Annotated in this window: 17 protein-coding genes; 4 read left to right on the plus strand and 13 right to left on the minus strand. The window is 61.1% G+C overall.

The window, feature by feature from the left end; all coding sequences use genetic code 11:
* Positions 1-8: 8 nt before the first annotated feature.
* The 9 genes from paaD to paaG all read right to left on the minus strand — a co-directional run bounded on the left by paaD (position 9) and on the right by paaG (position 8,306).
* The gene (paaD, locus tag DET50_RS00320; RefSeq protein WP_113860919.1) at positions 9-578 is read right to left on the minus strand and encodes a 1,2-phenylacetyl-CoA epoxidase subunit PaaD; all 570 of its coding nucleotides are present in this window, start codon (positions 576-578) and stop codon (positions 9-11) included.
* Positions 562-1,326, minus strand: coding sequence for a 1,2-phenylacetyl-CoA epoxidase subunit PaaC (gene paaC / locus DET50_RS00325; RefSeq protein ID WP_113860920.1), 765 nt, complete (start codon positions 1,324-1,326; stop codon positions 562-564). The genes paaD and paaC overlap by 17 nt, the downstream gene beginning before the upstream one ends.
* A gap of 11 nt (positions 1,327-1,337) precedes the next feature.
* Positions 1,338-1,619: a 1,2-phenylacetyl-CoA epoxidase subunit PaaB gene (gene paaB / locus DET50_RS00330; protein WP_113860921.1), complete on the minus strand. Its 282-nt coding sequence runs from the start codon at positions 1,617-1,619 to the stop codon at positions 1,338-1,340.
* A 17-nt stretch (positions 1,620-1,636) separates the two neighbouring features.
* Positions 1,637-2,629, minus strand: coding sequence for a 1,2-phenylacetyl-CoA epoxidase subunit PaaA (gene paaA, locus DET50_RS00335; protein WP_092005198.1), 993 nt, complete (start codon positions 2,627-2,629; stop codon positions 1,637-1,639).
* 294 nt (positions 2,630-2,923) lie between these two features.
* On the minus strand, positions 2,924-4,231 hold the full coding sequence (paaK, locus tag DET50_RS00340; protein WP_113860922.1) for a phenylacetate--CoA ligase PaaK: 1,308 nt from the start codon (positions 4,229-4,231) through the stop codon (positions 2,924-2,926).
* A gap of 57 nt (positions 4,232-4,288) precedes the next feature.
* Positions 4,289-5,536: a 3-oxoadipyl-CoA thiolase gene (pcaF, locus tag DET50_RS00345; RefSeq protein ID WP_181799897.1), complete on the minus strand. Its 1,248-nt coding sequence runs from the start codon at positions 5,534-5,536 to the stop codon at positions 4,289-4,291.
* Positions 5,533-5,994 carry a hydroxyphenylacetyl-CoA thioesterase PaaI gene (gene paaI / locus DET50_RS00350; RefSeq protein WP_113860923.1) on the minus strand — a complete coding sequence of 154 codons (462 nt, stop codon included), beginning with the start codon at positions 5,992-5,994 and terminating at the stop codon, positions 5,533-5,535. The genes pcaF and paaI overlap by 4 nt, the downstream gene beginning before the upstream one ends.
* Positions 5,991-7,511, minus strand: coding sequence for a 3-hydroxyacyl-CoA dehydrogenase PaaH (gene paaH, locus DET50_RS00355; protein WP_113860924.1), 1,521 nt, complete (start codon positions 7,509-7,511; stop codon positions 5,991-5,993). Before paaH ends, paaI begins: the two co-directional genes overlap by 4 nt.
* A 3-nt stretch (positions 7,512-7,514) precedes the next feature.
* Entirely contained in the window at positions 7,515-8,306 is a 792-nt protein-coding gene (gene paaG / locus DET50_RS00360) for a 2-(1,2-epoxy-1,2-dihydrophenyl)acetyl-CoA isomerase PaaG (protein ID WP_113860925.1), read from the minus strand.
* Between the two features lie 571 nt (positions 8,307-8,877).
* Here paaG and DET50_RS00365 point away from each other — a divergent pair.
* On the plus strand, positions 8,878-9,471 hold the full coding sequence (locus tag DET50_RS00365) for a phenylacetic acid degradation protein PaaY (RefSeq protein ID WP_113860926.1): 594 nt from the start codon (positions 8,878-8,880) through the stop codon (positions 9,469-9,471).
* A 47-nt stretch (positions 9,472-9,518) separates the two neighbouring features.
* Here the strand turns inward: DET50_RS00365 and DET50_RS00370 are convergent, their stop codons facing one another.
* The 3 genes from DET50_RS00370 to DET50_RS00380 form a co-directional block, all read right to left on the minus strand.
* Positions 9,519-10,418 (minus strand): haloalkane dehalogenase, encoded by a 900-nt coding sequence (locus tag DET50_RS00370; RefSeq protein ID WP_113860927.1) that lies wholly within the window; start codon positions 10,416-10,418, stop codon positions 9,519-9,521.
* Positions 10,419-10,540: 122 nt separating this feature from the next.
* The gene (locus tag DET50_RS00375) at positions 10,541-10,789 is read right to left on the minus strand and encodes a hypothetical protein (protein WP_113860928.1); all 249 of its coding nucleotides are present in this window, start codon (positions 10,787-10,789) and stop codon (positions 10,541-10,543) included.
* 77 nt (positions 10,790-10,866) lie between these two features.
* Entirely contained in the window at positions 10,867-11,220 is a 354-nt protein-coding gene (locus tag DET50_RS00380) for a hypothetical protein (RefSeq protein ID WP_181799898.1), read from the minus strand.
* Between the two features lie 147 nt (positions 11,221-11,367).
* On the opposite strand from DET50_RS00380, the gene DET50_RS00385 reads away from it, so the two are divergent.
* The gene (locus DET50_RS00385) at positions 11,368-12,489 is read left to right on the plus strand and encodes an AI-2E family transporter (RefSeq protein WP_113860930.1); all 1,122 of its coding nucleotides are present in this window, start codon (positions 11,368-11,370) and stop codon (positions 12,487-12,489) included.
* A 99-nt stretch (positions 12,490-12,588) separates the two neighbouring features.
* The gene (locus DET50_RS00390) at positions 12,589-13,002 is read left to right on the plus strand and encodes a peptidoglycan-binding domain-containing protein (RefSeq protein WP_113861239.1); all 414 of its coding nucleotides are present in this window, start codon (positions 12,589-12,591) and stop codon (positions 13,000-13,002) included.
* Between the two features lie 77 nt (positions 13,003-13,079).
* On the opposite strand, the gene ilvD is transcribed toward DET50_RS00390, so the two are convergent.
* Positions 13,080-14,915, minus strand: coding sequence for a dihydroxy-acid dehydratase (gene ilvD, locus DET50_RS00395; protein ID WP_113860931.1), 1,836 nt, complete (start codon positions 14,913-14,915; stop codon positions 13,080-13,082).
* A 161-nt stretch (positions 14,916-15,076) separates the two neighbouring features.
* Between ilvD and DET50_RS00400 the strand changes: the two genes are divergently transcribed.
* Positions 15,077-16,333 carry an HDOD domain-containing protein gene (locus DET50_RS00400; protein ID WP_113860932.1) on the plus strand — a complete coding sequence of 419 codons (1,257 nt, stop codon included), beginning with the start codon at positions 15,077-15,079 and terminating at the stop codon, positions 16,331-16,333.

Consider the following 16,333-nt stretch of genomic DNA (forward strand, 5'->3'; position numbering starts at 1 on the left):
TCTTGGCTCTAGATGCATTTGAAATAGTCGAAAGGCTCGAGACAGTCCTTGCAGCGATAGAGCGCTTTGCAGGCGGTGGATCCGAACTCGCTGACCCGCTCTGTGTGGGTGCTGCCGCAATGGGGACAGGTGATCACTTCGGATTCGCCCAGCAGGCTTCGCTTGCTGGCGCTGCCCTGGGGTGGCGCAATTCCGAAAGCCCGAAGCTTCTCTCGGCCTTCGTCTGTAATCCAATCGGTGGTCCAGGCCGGGGTCAGCACCTGTTTGATCCGGGGATTGCGGAAGCCCGCAGCGCGCAGGGCTTCCTCAATCAGTTCCTCGATCAATTCGGTCGCAGGGCAGCCGGAGTAGGTCGGCGTGACATCGACGGAAAGTTCCTTCCCGTCCCAGTGCACGGCCCGGACAATGCCGAGCTCGACGACGCTTACTGCCGGGACTTCGGGATCCTTGACCTCGTCAAGGATGGCCCAGATGTCCGCCTCAGTCAGTTGATCGGTGCGGGCGTCTGCCGGTACCCGATCACTGGCAATCAGCTTGTCTACCGCTGACCGCGGGTCTGTATCACCATGTTGTGGCATCGGGATAGGCCCTCTGCAGAAACTGCATTTCTGCCAGAATGAAACCGAGATGTTCGGTGTGTTCGCCGCGCTTGCCGCCCAGGTACATCCAGGCATCATCAGGCTGCGGCGTCAGGGTGGCTTCCTGGAGCACTTCCTTGACCAGTCCGCGCCAGTCTTCCTTCAGCTGCTCGGGATCCGGACCGATTCCTGCCTCCGCCATCAGGCGATCGGTTTCGTCCGGCGTGATCAGCTCACCGGTGAAGCGCCAGAGGATGTCCACGGCATCCTGCATACGACGGTGGCTTTCCTCGGTACCGTCGCCCAGGCGCTTGACCCACTCGGACGAGCGACGCAGGTGGTAGGTCACCTCTTTCAGTGCCTTGGCGGCGATGCCGGCAACCCGCTCGTCACTGGCATTGACCAGGCTCTTCAGGGTGAAGTAGTGCCAGGCGTCATAAAAGAACTGGCGACCCATGGTGACCGCGTAGTCTTCGTTCGGCTGTTCGGTCAGCAGCAGGTTGCGGTAGTCATGGGCGTCGCGACGGAACGCGAGTTTGTCGGCATCCCGCCCGTCATCGATCAGCTCGGCGGCGTACTCGTACCAGTTCCGGGCCTGACCGACGAGGTCCAGGGCGACGTTCATCAGCGCCATTTCCTCTTCCAGGGCCGGGGCCTTGCCGCACAGCTCACACAGGCGCTGGCCCAGGATCATGTCGGAGTCCGCCAGGCGCAACAGGTATTCCGTGAGTGCTTCTTTCTGAGTCATGAAACCGCTCCTTACATGTGTCCGACTTCGTCGGGCAGCTTGTAGAAAGATGCGTGTCGGTAAACCTTGTCTTCCGACGGGTCGAACAGCACCTCTTTCTCATCGGAGGCAGAGGCCGTGATCGCGTCGGACGGAACCACCCAGATGCTGACGCCTTCGTTGCGGCGTGTGTACAGGTCACGGGCGTTTTCCATGGCCATTTCCGCATCGGCGGCGTGGACGCTACCGACGTGCTTGTGGTTCAGACCGTGCTTGCTGCGTACGAACACTTCGTAAAGGCTCCATTCAGCCATGATTCTTTCCTCCGGTATCAGGCGGCTTCAGCGCGCTGTTTTTGTTTTTTGGCGTAGGCGACAGCGGCTTCACGGACCCAGGCGCCTTCGTCAATTGCATTCTTGCGAGTCTTGATGCGCTCGCGGTTGCAGGGACCGTTGCCCTTGAGAACGTCGTAGAACTCCTGCCAGTTGATTTCACCGAAATCGTAATGGCCGGTTTCTTCATTCCACTTCAGGTCCGGGTCTGGTGCGGTGCAGCCCAGGTACTCGAGCTGAGGTACGGTCTGGTCGATGAACATCTGGCGCAGTTCGTCGTTGCTCTTGCGCTTGATCTTCCAGGCCATGGACTGCTGGGAGTTCGGGGATTCGTCGTCATGCGGGCCGAACATCATCAGCGCCGGCCACCACAGGCGGTTGATGGCGTCCTGCACCATCTGCTTCTGCTCCTCGGTGCCCTCGCGCATCATGTCCAGCAGGATCTGGTAACCCTGGCGCTGGTGGAAGCTCTCTTCCTTACAGATGCGGATCATGGCCCGGGAGTAGGGGCCATAGGAGGTGCGCTGCAGCACCACCTGGTTGACGATGGCAGCGCCATCCACCAGCCAGCCAACGGCACCCATGTCGGCCCAGTTCAGGGTCGGGTAGTTGAAGATACTGGAGTACTTGGCCTTGCCCTGGTGCAGCTTCTCGATTTCCTCATCGCGGTCGGCGCCGAGGGTTTCCATGGCGCTGTACAGGTACAGGCCGTGGCCGGCCTCGTCCTGGATCTTGGCCATCAGCTGCAGTTTGCGCTTGAGGGTCGGGGCGCGGGTCACCCAGTTGCCTTCCGGAAGCATACCAACCACTTCGGAGTGGGCGTGCTGGGAAATCTGGCGGACGAGGGTCTTGCGGTAACCCTCCGGCATCCAGTTCTTCGGTTCGATCTTCACTTCGGCGTCGATCTTTTCCTGGAATGCGCGCTCTTCGGGCGACATTTCATCCAGGCTCTTGACGCGCTTGGCTCCGGTTTCAACGAGCTGGGCGTACATACAATACCTCCGGTTCGGCTTGTTGTTCTGTGAGCAGTGATGCTCGCTTCATGTTTCTCTGATTTTAGTCAATATTAAATGATACTGAATAAAAATCAAGGAACGATTTTGTGTGTCATGTCAGGTTAAAAGGTTACGCAATGGCTTTTTAAGCAGTTGATAGTTAGGCTAAAAAAAGTGATACGTGATGAAAAACTATCGAGATCTATTGTGAGAGAGTTAAATTAAATCCCGATAATCCGGATGGAAAGGGCCCCGGCCGGTCGTCAGGACCGGTCGGGGCGCTACCGGAGTTTACTTCCGGCGGTCGATAACCCGCTTGGCCTTGCCCTCGGAGCGGGCCAGACGGTTGGGTTCGACAACCTCTACACGGGTGCTGATGCCGATGTAGGACTTGATATGGTGCGCGAGCTCCTTGGCGGCCTTGGCACGTACCTCGTCACCCATGCCGGCTTCCGGCTTGAGTTCGGCACGGATGTCCACGCAATCCAGGTTGCCCTCCTTGTAGACTTCGATCTCGTAGTGCGGCGCCAGCGTCTCGCACTTGAGCACTTGCTCCTCGATCTGGCTCGGGAACACGTTCACACCACGGATGATCAGCATGTCATCGCTGCGACCGGTTATCTTGTCGATACGACGCATCGGGCGGGCTGTTCCCGGCAGCAGACGGGTCAGGTCGCGGGTGCGGTAACGCAGGATCGGCAGAGCCACCTTGGTGAGTGAGGTGAAGACCAGTTCGCCATACTCGCCGTCCGGAAGCACCTCACCGGTGTTCGGATCGATGATTTCCGGATAGAAGTGATCTTCCCAGATGGTCGGGCCGTCCTTGGTCTCGATGCATTCCATGCCCACACCCGGCCCCATGACTTCGGACAGGCCGTAGATATCGAGGGCCTGGATGCCCAGGCGCTCTTCCAGCTCTGTGCGCATGCTGTTGGTCCAGGGCTCGGCACCGAAGATGCCCAGACGCAGGGGCAGCTTGCGCGGATCGATGCCCTGGCGGTCCATCTCGTCGGCGATGTTCAGCATGTAGGACGGGGTCACCATGATGATGTCCGGCTGGAAGTCCTTGATCAGCTGGACCTGCTTCTCGGTCTGGCCGCCGGACATGGGGATGACTGTACAACCCAGACGCTCGGCACCGTAATGGGCACCCAGGCCGCCGGTGAACAGGCCGTAACCATAGGAAACGTGAACCTTGTCACCGCGATAGCCGCCGCCGGCGCGGATGCTCCGGGCCACGATGTCAGCCCAGGTGTTGATGTCACTCTGGGTGTAACCGACAACGGTCGGCTGGCCGGTAGTACCACTGGATGCGTGCACCCGGACCACGTCAGACATCGGCGTGGCGAACATGCCGAACGGGTAGTTGTCGCGCAGGTCCGACTTGGTGGTGAACGGAATCTTGGCCAGATCTTCCAGGGAGTTGATGTCCATGGGCTTCAGGCCGATGTCATCAAATGCCTTCCGGTAGAACGGAACATTGGTATAGGCATGGACCACACTCCAGCGCAGGCGCTGGAGCTGTTCATGACGGAGCTCGTCGATGCTGGCGGTTTCCATGCGATCGAGTTTGCCGATTTTCTGCAGAGGTAAGGTCATAATCGAATCCTGCTTGTTCTTGTGCCTTGAGTCAGCGTGTCATTGGTGATGATGGTGTTACTGGGCGCTATCAGTGCGCTCGATGATCAATGCGATACCCTGGCCAACACCGATGCACATGGTGCACAGGGCGTAACGGGCTTTCTTGCCGGCCTTGTGGCGGCGCTCCAGCTCGTTCAGGGCGGTGGTCACCAGGCGTGCCCCACTCATGCCGAGGGGGTGACCCAGCGCGATGGCGCCGCCGTTGGGGTTCACATGCTCGGCGTCGTCCGGCAGGCCGAGATCCCGGGTAACGGCCAGGGCCTGGGCGGCAAAGGCTTCATTCAGTTCGATCACGTCCATGTCGGCCAGTTCCAGGCCGGCGGTCTTGAGGACCTTGCGGGTGGCCGGTGCCGGGCCAAAGCCCATGATCCGCGGCTCAACGCCGGCGGTGGCCATGGCAACGATCCGGGCCCGCGGCTTGAGGCCGTATTCTTTCAGGGCATCCGCGCCGGCCATCAGCAGGGCGCAGGCGCCGTCGTTGACACCGGAGGCGTTGCCAGCGGTGACCGTGCCGTTCTCGCGGAACGGAGTCGGCAGCTTGGCCAGCTTTTCCAGGCTGGTTTCCCGCGGATGCTCGTCGGTATCAACCACCAGCGGATCCTGCTTGCGCCGGGGGATGGTGACCGGCGTGATCTCATCGGCAAAGACGCCAGCGGCCTGGGCGGCAGCGGTGCGCTGCTGGCTGCGCAGGGCGAAGGCGTCCTGGTCTTCCCGGGAGATGTTGAATTGCTCGGCCACGTTCTCGGCGGTCTCCGGCATGGAGTCGATGCCGTACTGTTTTTTCAGCACAGGGTTGACGAAGCGCCAGCCGATGGTGGTGTCGAAGATTTCCGCCTTGCGGCTGAAGGGGCTGTCGGCCTTGCCCATCACGAAGGGTGCACGGGACATGGATTCGACGCCGCCGGCAATCATCAGCCGGGTTTCACCGGTCCGGATGGCGCGGGCGGCGCTGCCCACTGCATCCATGCCGGAACCACACAGACGGTTGATGGTGCTGCCCGGTACGTCCACCGGCAGCCCGGCCAGCAGCAGGGACATGCGGGCGACGTCCCGGTTGTCCTCGCCGGCCTGGTTGGCGCAGCCGTAGAGCACGTCGTCCACTCTGGACCAGTCCAGGTCCGGGTGCCGCTCGACCAGGGCCTTGATCGGAATCGCACCGAGGTCATCAGCCCGGACCGGGGAAAGCGCGCCGCCGTATCGACCGATGGGGGTACGGATGGCGTCGACGATGTAAGCGTCCAGCAGGCGATTGTCAGTGCTCATGAATTGTCCTCCGAATTGCGGACGGTGCCGCGAACTTCATAGGAGCGGCCGCGGAACAGTGCCACGGTACGGCCGTCCTGGTTGGTCAGGGTAATGTCGTAAATGCCGGTACGGCCGCCACGGGAACGCTCTTCCGCGGTGGCGGTCAGCAGGTCGCCCTCTCTGGCGCCGGACATATAGTCAATGCTGCAGCCGGAAGCCACGGTGGCCCGGTCATAGCTGTTGCAGGCAAACGCAAAGGCGGAATCCGCCAGGGTGAACAGGTAACCGCCGTGGCAGGAGCCGTGGCCCTGGATCATGTCGGGGCCGACAGTCATGGTCAGGATGGCCTTGCCGGGGGCTACGGATTCGATTTTCATGCCCAGTTTCTGGCTGGCACGGTCCCTGGCGAACATGGACTCGGCGCATTCTTCGGCCAGTTTTTGTGGATCGGGTTTCTGTTGATCGATAGCGCTCATGCGTAAAACCCCTTGTTGGCAAAACAGTTCTTTCTCAGCAGCAGCGACGGCCGGTAGCGATCCTCGCCGTAGCTGTTCTGGATGTTGGTCAGCACGGTGAAGGTGCGGCCGGCCCCGAGGCGGTCACTCCAGCTCAGGGGACCTTCCGGGTAATTCAGGCCGGCTTTCATGGCCAGATCAATATCGTCCACCGTGGCGACTCCGTGCAGGTGGGCATCGGCACCCTCGTTCGCCAGCATGGCGACGGTGCGCATGATCACCAGGCCCGGACGATCAGCAATGCGGCTGACCTCAAGGCCGGCCTTCTGCAGCAGGGCGCAGGCGTCGTCGATGGCTTGCCCGGAGGCCTGGTCCGCCGTCGCAATCGCCAGGCGGGAGGCCTGGGCGTAGTCGAAGGCAAGGTCGAAGAGTACCAGATTGGCGCAGCCTTCCTCGGCGGCCCGCTCGGTGGCCATACGGCCGTCAGTCAGGGCCAGTACGGCCTGGCCAAAACGCAGCTGGCCGTTGCCGGCCCGCTCAATAATCTTCAGACCCGCATCACGGAGGCGGTCCACCAGGGCCGACGCAGGGCCCAGGCTGCCTTCGACGATAACCACAGATTCATTGCTCTGGCGCGGAGCTTCGGTCTGCGGTTCGGGGCGTTCGGCCCCCTCCTGGTAACTATAGAAGCCCTGGCCACTCTTGCGACCAAGACGGCCCGCGGAGACCAGCTCCTGCTGAACCAGTGACGGCAGGAAGCGGGTGTCCTGGTAGTAGGCGTTGAACACCGAGTTGGTCACCGCGTAGTTGACGTCATGGCCGATCAGGTCGGTGAGCTCGAAGGCGCCCATGCGGAAGTTGCCGGCCTCGCGTATCAGGGCGTCAAGGGTGGCCGGGTCCGCAGCCTGCTCCTGGACCAGACGCAGACTCTCGGCGTAGAACGGCCGGGCGACCCGGTTGACGATGAAGCCGGGGGTGGAGGTTGCATAGACCGGTTTCTTGCCCCAGTTGGCGGCGGTGTCGTACACCGTCTCGGCAACGGCCTTGTCAGTGGCCAGGCCCAGCACCACTTCCACCAGCGCCATCAGCGGAGCAGGGTTGAAGAAGTGCATGCCCACCAGGCGGCCTGGATGCTTCATGCCAGCACCCAGGGAGGTGACGGAAATGGAGGAGGTGTTGGTGGCGAGGATGGCGTCCTCGCGGCACAAGGCCTCGAGGTCTGCCAGCAGGCCACGTTTGATGTCGAGGTTCTCCACGATCGCCTCGATCACCAGCCCGCTCTCGGCCACTTCCGAGAGATCGGCCACCGGCTGGATGCGGTCGAGGAGGGCGTCCAGGTCCTGCTGGTCCATCTTGCCCTTGTCCACACGGCGTTGCAGCACCTTGGCAATGCCAGCGCGTCCGGCCTCGGCGGCCCCTTCGCGCTGGTCATGCAGGAATACATGGTGCCCTGCCTGGGCCGCTACCTGGGCTATGCCGGCGCCCATGGCGCCGGCGCCGATGACTGCAACCTTGGTTTGGGTATCCAGTGCCGGCATGGTTTATTTCCCCTTGAAAGACGGTGTGCGTTTTTCCATGAAAGCGGCCACGCCCTCGCGGTAGTCTTCGGTGCGACCGGCTTCCCGCTGCAGATCCCGTTCGAGGTTGATCTGTTCTTCAAAGGTGTTGTTGACGCTGGCGTGCAGGGCCTGCTTGATGAGTGCCAGGCCCTTGGTGGGTTGGGTGGCGAAGTGGCGGGCCAGTTTCATGGTTTCTTCCATCAGCTGGTCGTCGTCCACGCACTGCCAGATCATGCCCCAGTCTTCCGCCTTCTCGGCGCCGATCTTGCCGCCCAACAGGGCCATGCCCTTGGCGCGCGCCATGCCTGCCACCCGGGGCAGGGTCCAGGTGCCACCGGAGTCCGGCACCAGGCCCAGCTTGCAGAAAGCCTGGACGAAGCTGGCGGAGCGGGCTGCCAGGGTAATGTCGCAGGCCAGGGCGATGTTGGCACCGGCCCCGGCGGCCACGCCGTTCACCGCGCACAGCACGGGCATGGGCAGATCGCGCAGGCTGCGCATCATCGGGTTGTAATAGTTTTCCAGGGAAGCGCCAAGATCCGGCATCTCCTGACCCGGGGATACGCTGCGGTCAGAGAGATCCTGGCCAGCACAGAAACCCCGGCCGGAACCGGTGATCACCAGCACCCGAACGGTCTCGTCCTTGCGAATGGTGTCGATGGCATCCCGCATGCGCTCGTGCATCTCGACATTGAAGCTGTTGAGGTTGTCAGGTCGGTTCAGGGTAAGCAGGGCGACGCCCTGATCGATTTCAAGAAGGATGCTCGGCTGGGTCATGGTGTTGTCCCGTTGTTGGTAGCAAGAAAGGGTTAGAGACGCTCAGCGTCCCGTGACAGGAATGGCGAAGGTCCCCCGGAGCACGCGACGGGTGTCCGGGCGGAGGGTTGCAGCGGCGGTATCGGTCATTTTCGTTACCGCCCCTGCGGGCGCGATGTGCAGGTTGTTTGGCATAAGCAATCCGGTGTGACTTTGTTTTTGTCTCAGGTGCCGGCCTCGCCGGTCAGATTCCGGGCGCTGCATGCCCTGGTTGATCTGGTCTGTCAGGGCCGAATGCGTGAATGAGTATATCTCAGAATTGATACCCGTCAAGGATCCATGGTATCGACTTCTGTATCACTTTGGCATTCTGGGGAGGCGTTGCCTGTTTATCTTGATGAAAATAAAGAAAAATAAATTCCAGTGTTGAGCTTTTTATAGCTGTTCAGAAGGCAATTGATCGTTGTTAAGCCTGCCGGGGGCATGAAATTCCACACAAAAACGGATAATGTGATACGGAAAATGAATCACAACAATCGTTTTGGGTTCCATAAGGCTTCGTGCCGGTCCCCCCTGCCAACAGGAGAAAGTTATGCCCGTATACAGCATTGAAGGTGTTGTCCCGGTTGTCCACCCCACCGCTTATGTTCACCCGAGCGCCGTGCTGATTGGAGACGTCTGGATCGGGCCGGACTGCTACGTCGGGCCGGCTGCCTGTCTGCGGGGTGACTTCGGGCGTGTTGTCCTCAAGGAAGGCTCCAACATCCAGGACACCTGTGTAATGCACGCCTTCCCGGGAATGGACACGGTGATCGAGAAGAACGGCCACGTCGGCCATGGCGCGATCCTGCATGGGTGCATCGTGGGTGAGGATGCCATGGTCGGAATGAATGCGGTGGTGATGGACGAGGCCCATATTGCGCCCCGCTCGATTGTTGGCGCCGGCGCCCTGGTCAAGGCCAAGTTCCAGTGCGAGCCTGCGTCCCTGATTGTCGGTTCGCCCGCCAAGGTACTGCGCACGCTCAGTGACAAGGAAGTGGCGTGGAAGAAGAAGGGTACCGAGGAGTATCAGCGACTGACCCGGCGCTCACTGGCCAGCCTGGTGGAGTGTCAGCCTCTGGAAAAGGGCGAGCCGGATCGTCCCCGGGTTGATGCCGGGCAGTACCAGCCCAAGCACCAGTCCTGAAGGTTTGAGCTCCGGGAGTTCCGGAGCCAGGCAGCGGAAATGGCGGCTCAGGCCGCCATTTCCGATTTCAGGGCATCGGTAATGGTGCGTGCGAAGTCCTCGGGGGAGTCTTCCTGCAGGAAGTGGCCGCCCCGCAGGGTGATGTGGGGTTGGCCGTGGGCGCCGGGAATCCGCCGCTGCATGTAGCGGTCTTCCCCCCGGGTTATGGGGTCGCCGCTGCTGAAGCAGGTAATGAACGGTTTGCGCCATTTCTCCAGTACCTTCCAGGCCTCCCGGTTGGCTTGCCCGGCCGGATCGTGCCGGGATACCGGAACCAGTTTCGGGAAGGCGCGGGCGCCGGCCTTGTATTCCGTTGACGGGAAGGGCGCCTCGTAGGCCGCCTGCTCGGCCCTGCTCAGGGTTCGTTCGGTGCCCAGCTGGACGATGCGTCCCACCGGCAGCCACGGGCTGTGGCTGACAAAGGCTTTCCACAGGGAGAACATTGCCGGTGCCCGGGTTTCGCCGGTGGGCAGCATCCCGTTACCCACGATGATGCACCGGAACCGTTGGGGATGTTCGGCCGCCAGGCGAAGTCCCAGCAGTGATCCCCAGTTCTGGCACACCAGGGTGATGTCCCGCAGATTCAGCTTTTCGATCCAGCTACTCAACCAGGTCATGTGGCGTTCGTAGCTGTAGTCGGCCATTGCTGCCGGTTTGTCCGATTTGCCGAAACCGATCAGATCCGGGGCCAGTGCCCGGTGACCCGCGGCGGCAATGATCGGAATCATGTGCCGGTAAAGGTAGGACCAGGATGGCTCGCCATGCAGCATCAGTACGGGTGAAGCACCGCGGGGGCCTTCATCGACGTAGTGCATCCTCAGATTGGCCTCTACGTCGAGATAATTGGGGGAAAAAGGGTAATCCGGAAGCCCCTGGAAGCGGGTTTCGTCGGTTCTCAGAATACGCATGCCATCGACTGTCCTGACTGATAGGTTGCGCAATTGCCGTTATGACAATCCTCGCAAGTCAGGATAAATCAGATGGCTGTTTCATGTGTTTGAGTTGCGTAACAGTGCGTTGCCCGTTTGCTTCAGCAGGCGAGGTCGAGCAGGCGGTCCGGATTTTCAATTGCTGCCATGGCATCATCACAGCAGTTCACCGCACCGCAATCGTCCGCTGAGCACAGGGCGAGGACGCGGCACTCGATGTCTTGCTGATTTTCGCCTTCGTTTCGGAACATGCGCGCCCGGGAAAGAATGGATCGGCAATGACCGCAAAGCAGGGTTGGTACCGCGCTGCCTTCGGCAAGAATGGCGTTGTAATGGGTATGTTCAGTCATAAATATCCTCCTGATAGTTTCAGACTAGGGCCAGAGTATGACAATACAGAGTCGGCCTTTCGCTGAGATTTCCATCTCTATACGGATCCTTTATCCGGATCGACCACCGGCCGCCGGTTGGAGCGTTTGTCTTCCCAGTCAAGCTCCTTGGGGTCGTACCAGCCAATGGCGTCGAGCACCTTCTGGCGAGTACGCGGGGACAGGGTGGGCCAGAGTTCCTGGAAATCGTCCAGACCCTGTTCCCGTTGCTTCTGTTGTTTGCTCTGCAGCCGATTGATGATTCTGGGGAGCTGCAGAGCCTCCCCGAGCTGGCCGGGTACCAGCACCTCCTGTCCCATCACCTTGCGGCGATGGGTCCTTGCCGCCAGCACGCGCTGAAGTTCCGCCGCGGCGTCAAGTGCGGTTTCGGTGGTAAAGGTTTCCAGTTCCAATAACGTGACTCGTTTGTCGGTTAATCCGTAACCGACCACTATAACCTGAAGCAGGCTACAGTGGCCATGTCATCGTGGTAGGCTATCGGGCCGGAGTGGCTGCACAGACCCGCGGTTACCGTTCACAGCTTGGGGAAGATCTGATCTATGTACGCAAAACTTGAAACACGGACTTTTCTGGCCTTACTGGTCGGGGTTTCCCTGGCGTTCGTATTTCTGATGAAGCCCTTCTTCGGCCCGATTTTCTGGGCAGTGGCGATTGCGCTCATTTTCCATCCGGTCCAGAACCTGCTGGTCCGCTGGCTGGGCGAACGGCCAAATATCAATGCCTTGATTACCCTGGTGATCTGCATGGTAATTGTGGTGATTCCGGTGCTGGTGCTGGTGACGTCCCTGGTGGCCCAGGGGGTGGAGCTCTATCAGCAAATCCAGCGCGGCGAAATCCGTCCGGGCGAGTATATAGACCAGGTCAACCAGTCCTTCCCGGCGATCCAGGCATTCCTGGCGCAGTTTGATATCAGCTTTACCGAGTTGCGGGACCGGGCCGTCAGCCTGTTCGTCGGCGGCAGCCAGTTCCTGGCCAAACAGGCTTTGGGGATTGGCCAGAATACCTTCCAGTTTTTCATGGGGCTGGCCCTCATGGTGTACCTGGCGTTCTTCCTGTTACGGGATGGCCACCAACTGGTAGAACTGATCATCCGGGCGTTGCCCCTGGGCGATGAGCGTGAGCGGCTGCTGTTTGCCAAGTTTGCCGAGGTGACCCGGGCCACGGTCAAGGGCAACCTGTTGATCGCGATCATCCAGGGGGCTCTGGGGGGGCTGATCTTCTGGATTCTGGGAATTACCGGTGCGCTGCTGTGGGGTGTGGTCATGGCCATCGTCTCGTTGTTGCCGGCGGTCGGCGCGGCGCTGGTCTGGGTGCCGGCGGCGATCTACCTGGCGGCGGTCGGGGATGTTGTCCCGGCCCTGGTCCTGACCGTATTCGGTGTGGTGGTGATCGGTCTTGCCGACAACCTGCTGCGGCCGCTCCTGGTGGGCCGTGACACCAAACTGCCGGATTACGTAGTGCTGCTGTCGACCCTCGGTGGCATTGTCATGTTCGGCATCAACGGCTTTGTCATGGGCCCTCTGGTTGCGGCGCTGTTCATGGCGTTCTGGGGAATTTTCATTCGGGAATTCGGGCACGAGGCGCAAACGGTCCGTCACCCGGGTACCGGGCCGGAACCTCAAGATGAGAACCGCGGCAACCGGCATGGCGGCAAACTGTGATAGGGTATTCATTGTTTGCCCCAGCTTGTGGAGATAGGCACCACACAACAAGAAAAGACCGATGCCGGCGAGGCATCAGGAGTAAGGCAGGTGAGTACCATGAAGAAAACGACCCGTTCTTTCGGTCGCCTTCTGGCTGCAGCCGGTGTGGCGGTTACGCTGGGCCTGACGCCCTTGGCCCATGCAGATGACACCGTGGCAGTGAAAAATGCCCTGTACGGTGCCGGTTATGACATCACGAACGTCAGCTCGGGTATGGATGACAAGACCCGTGCCGCGTTGACCCAATTCCAGAAAGATCATGGCCTCGAGGCTACTGGTGCCCTGAACGAGGAAACCCGTAAGGCTCTGGGTATGATCACCGTGCAGGTCGCTGCGGCGCCGGCGCAGAGTAGTGGATCGCAGGGTACGGAAGAATCGGCATCGAGCGCCGCGTCTGCCGAGCCAGCGAAGGAATCCAGGGAAAAGGATGCGATCGAGGAAGACGAGGACGGTGGCTGGTCACTCTGGTAGTGTCGCCGGTTCGCCGCTTACAAAAAAGCCCGCCGGGATGATACCCCGCGGGCTTTTTGCTGGCTGTCCGGAAGAGGTCAGTCGAGTTTCGACAAATCCCGGACCGCACCCTTGTCGGCACTGGTGGCCAGCAGGGCATAGGCCTTGAGGGCCGCCGAGACCTTGCGGTCGCGCGGCAGCTCCGGCTTCCAGCCCTTGGCGTCCCGGGCTTCCCGGCGCCGGTCCAGCTCCTGTTGGTCGAGCTGGACATTGATAGAGCGGTTGGGAATGTCGATCAGGATGGTGTCGCCGTTCTCGATCAGGCCAATTTCACCGCCGGCTGCCGCTTCCGGGGAGGCGTGGCCGATGGAGAGCCCCGAGGTGCCGCCGGAGAAACGGCCATCCGTGAGCAGGGCGCAGTCCTTGCCCAGACCCTTGGACTTCAGGTAGCTGGTGGGGTAGAGCATTTCCTGCATGCCGGGTCCTCCGCGGGGACCTTCGTACCGGATGATCACCACTTCGCCGGGTTTCACTTCGTCACCGAGGATGCCGGCGACGGCCGAGTCCTGGCTCTCGAACACCCGAGCCTTGCCTTCGAACACGTAGATGCTTTCATCGACACCGGCGGTTTTCACCACGCAGCCGTCCCGGGCGATGTTGCCGTAAAGCACCGCCAGGCCGCCTTCAGTGGAGTAGGCGTTGGCCACCGAGCGGATGCAGCCGTTCTCCCGGTCGCCGTCCAGGCTCGGCCAGCGGGTGCTCTGGCTGAAGGCTGTCTGGGTGGGAATGCCCGCCGGCCCGGCCTTGTAGAACTCCACCACTTCCGGGGTCGGGGAGCGCATGATGTCCCAGGTTTCCAGGGCCTCTTTCATGGTCTTGCTGTGAACGGTGGGCAGGTCGGTGTTGATCAGGTTGCCGCGCTCCAGTTCACCCAGGATGCCCATGATGCCGCCGGCACGGTGGACGTCTTCCATGTGGTATTTCGGGGAGTTGGGCGCCACCTTGCACAGCTGGGGAACATGGCGGGAGAGCCGGTCGATATCGGCCATGTCGAAGTTCACCCCGCCTTCCTGGGCCGCGGCCAGCAGGTGCAGGATGGTGTTGGTGGACCCGCCCATGGCGATATCCATGGTCATGGCGTTCTCGAAGGCGGCCTGGGACCCGATGCTACGGGGCAGCACGCTGGCGTCGTTCTCCTCGTAGAAGCGACGGGCATTCTCGACGATCTGGCGCCCGGCGTTGAGGAACAACTGTTCGCGGTCAGCATGAGTGGCCAGCAGTGAGCCGTTGCCAGGCAAAGCAAGGCCGATGGCCTCGGTCAGGCAGTTCATGGAGTTGGCGGTGAACATGCCGGAGCAGGAGCCACAGGTCGGGCAGGCACTGCGCTCATATTCTTCCACCTGCTCGTCGCTGGCGTTCGGATCCGCGGCAATGACCATGGCGTCAACCAGGTCCAGCTTGTGCTCGGACAGCTTGGTCTTACCTGCCTCCATGGGGCCGCCGGAAACAAAGATGGTCGGGATGTTCAGGCGCATGGCGGCCATCAGCATGCCCGGGGTGATCTTGTCGCAGTTGGAAATGCACACCAGGGCGTCGGCACAGTGGGCGTTGACCATGTACTCCACGGAATCGGCAATGATCTCCCGCGACGGCAGGGAATAGAGCATGCCGTCGTGGCCCATGGCGATGCCGTCGTCCACGGCAATGGTGTTGAATTCCTTGGCCACACCGCCGGCAGATTCAATTTCGCGGCACACCAGCTGCCCCAGGTCTTTCAGGTGCACATGGCCGGGTACGAACTGGGTGAACGAGTTGGCAACCGCGATGATTGGTTTGCCGAAATCCTCGTTTTTCATACCGGTAGCGCGCCAGAGGGCGCGGGCACCGGCCATGTTGCGACCGGCTGTGGAGGTCCGCGAACGATACTGAGGCATGTGTTCTGGTCTCTCTCTTGTTTCCTGACAAATTCCGTAAAAAACAGAGGATACCAGATTCGGCCCGGCGCGCATGGTTGTTTTTGCCCCGGCTGGTGACTATAAACAAGACAAGAACCGGAAGATTCCTGCGTTCTGCTGAGCGGAGAAGGAGTTCGTCTATGGCTGGCCGGGAACGCCTGCCTCTGGGTCGCCTGAAAAGTTTCCATCCCCTGAACCGACTGACCGCCGACCAGCTGGTCTTGCTGGTTAACCGGGCTGAGCGTCGTTGCCACAACCCGGGTGAGACCGTGATCGAGCAGGGCGTGCAGGATGGCCTGGATTTTTTTCTCGTCAGCGGCGCCGTGGAACTGCACGCCAAGGATGGTCGCAAATCGGTCATCGAAGCGGAGACGGAGAAAGCGCTCAATCCCATTGCCCGGCTCCAGCCGCGCATGTACGAGGTGGTTGCCATCAGGCCCAGTGAATTCCTGGTGATCGAGCAGGACATACTCAACGACTTCTTGAATTCGGCTCCGGTAAACCAGGTGGAAATGGAATCGTCAGGGGACTGGGTTGCCTCGGGCAGTGCCGAGCATCGGCTGCGGATGGAATTCAATTCGGAGCTCCGGTCGAACCATATCCGTTTGCCCAGCGTGCCGGATATGGCCTGGAAAGTGCGACGCTTTGCAGCCCGGGAAGGGCTTTCGGAAACAAAGCTGGCCATGGCCGTGGCCGCTGATCCGGCCATGGCTGCCAAGCTGGTGCGGGCGTGCAATAGTCCGGTTTATCGGGGCCTGGGCGGTGTCCACAGTGTTTGCGAGGCAGTCGCCAGGCTGGGGATGCGTATCACCCGTCAACTGGTGTCCGAGTTTGCCCTGAGGGACGTTTTCCGAAGCCGGCAGATCAGTCTTCAGAGAGAAATGGTCAGGCTCTGCCGGCAATCCCGGGAAGTGGCTGCATTGTGCTGGCTGCTGGCCGATCGGGTCGAAGGTCTCGATCCGGATGAGGCGGAGCTGGCGGGGCTGCTCCATGATATCGGAACGGTTCCCGTGCTGGTTCTGGCCGAGCACCACCCCGGCCTGTGGTCCAGTGAGGCCAGGTTGAGGTCTGTCATCAGGCAGTTGCGGTCAGAATTCGGCGCCTGTTTGCTGGAAAGCTGGGCCTGTCCGCCGGGGCTGGTGGAGGCGGTGCGCCACGGCGAAGACTGGCAATTTGAGTGTCCCGAGCAGACTCCGCAGTTGGTGGATGTGGTGATCGCTGCCCGGTTGCATTACAGGATCGGCTCAAGCCAGAATGGCGAGCTTCCCGCCCTGGACCAGGTGCCTGCCCTCGGAAGGCTGGCCGGGCCGGAACCCGGTGCCTCCCGTAGCCAGGAGCTTCTTGCCGAAGCCAGGGCGAGGGTAGAGCAAACGCAAACTTTGCTGTCGACTCGATGA

It is taken from the genome of Marinobacter pelagius (assembly GCF_003315345.1).
GTDB classification, from domain to species: domain Bacteria; phylum Pseudomonadota; class Gammaproteobacteria; order Pseudomonadales; family Oleiphilaceae; genus Marinobacter; species Marinobacter pelagius_A.

Excerpts from the sequence above, each read along its gene's own strand:
- paaD (WP_113860919.1), bottom strand. The coding sequence starts at position 578 with ATGCCACAACATGGTGATACAGACCCGCGGTCAGCGGTAGACAAGCTG.
- paaC (WP_113860920.1), bottom strand. The coding sequence starts at position 1,326 with ATGACTCAGAAAGAAGCACTCACGGAATACCTGTTGCGCCTGGCGGAC.
- paaB (WP_113860921.1), bottom strand. The coding sequence starts at position 1,619 with ATGGCTGAATGGAGCCTTTACGAAGTGTTCGTACGCAGCAAGCACGGT.
- paaA (WP_092005198.1), bottom strand. The coding sequence starts at position 2,629 with ATGTACGCCCAGCTCGTTGAAACCGGAGCCAAGCGCGTCAAGAGCCTG.
- paaK (WP_113860922.1), bottom strand. The coding sequence starts at position 4,231 with ATGACCTTACCTCTGCAGAAAATCGGCAAACTCGATCGCATGGAAACC.
- pcaF (WP_181799897.1), bottom strand. The coding sequence starts at position 5,536 with ATGAGCACTGACAATCGCCTGCTGGACGCTTACATCGTCGACGCCATC.
- paaI (WP_113860923.1), bottom strand. The coding sequence starts at position 5,994 with ATGAGCGCTATCGATCAACAGAAACCCGATCCACAAAAACTGGCCGAA.
- paaH (WP_113860924.1), bottom strand. The coding sequence starts at position 7,511 with ATGCCGGCACTGGATACCCAAACCAAGGTTGCAGTCATCGGCGCCGGC.
- paaG (WP_113860925.1), bottom strand. The coding sequence starts at position 8,306 with ATGACCCAGCCGAGCATCCTTCTTGAAATCGATCAGGGCGTCGCCCTG.
- DET50_RS00365 (WP_113860926.1), top strand. The coding sequence starts at position 8,878 with ATGCCCGTATACAGCATTGAAGGTGTTGTCCCGGTTGTCCACCCCACC.
- DET50_RS00370 (WP_113860927.1), bottom strand. The coding sequence starts at position 10,418 with ATGCGTATTCTGAGAACCGACGAAACCCGCTTCCAGGGGCTTCCGGAT.
- DET50_RS00375 (WP_113860928.1), bottom strand. The coding sequence starts at position 10,789 with ATGACTGAACATACCCATTACAACGCCATTCTTGCCGAAGGCAGCGCG.
- DET50_RS00385 (WP_113860930.1), top strand. The coding sequence starts at position 11,368 with ATGTACGCAAAACTTGAAACACGGACTTTTCTGGCCTTACTGGTCGGG.
- DET50_RS00390 (WP_113861239.1), top strand. The coding sequence starts at position 12,589 with ATGAAGAAAACGACCCGTTCTTTCGGTCGCCTTCTGGCTGCAGCCGGT.
- ilvD (WP_113860931.1), bottom strand. The coding sequence starts at position 14,915 with ATGCCTCAGTATCGTTCGCGGACCTCCACAGCCGGTCGCAACATGGCC.
- DET50_RS00400 (WP_113860932.1), top strand. The coding sequence starts at position 15,077 with ATGGCTGGCCGGGAACGCCTGCCTCTGGGTCGCCTGAAAAGTTTCCAT.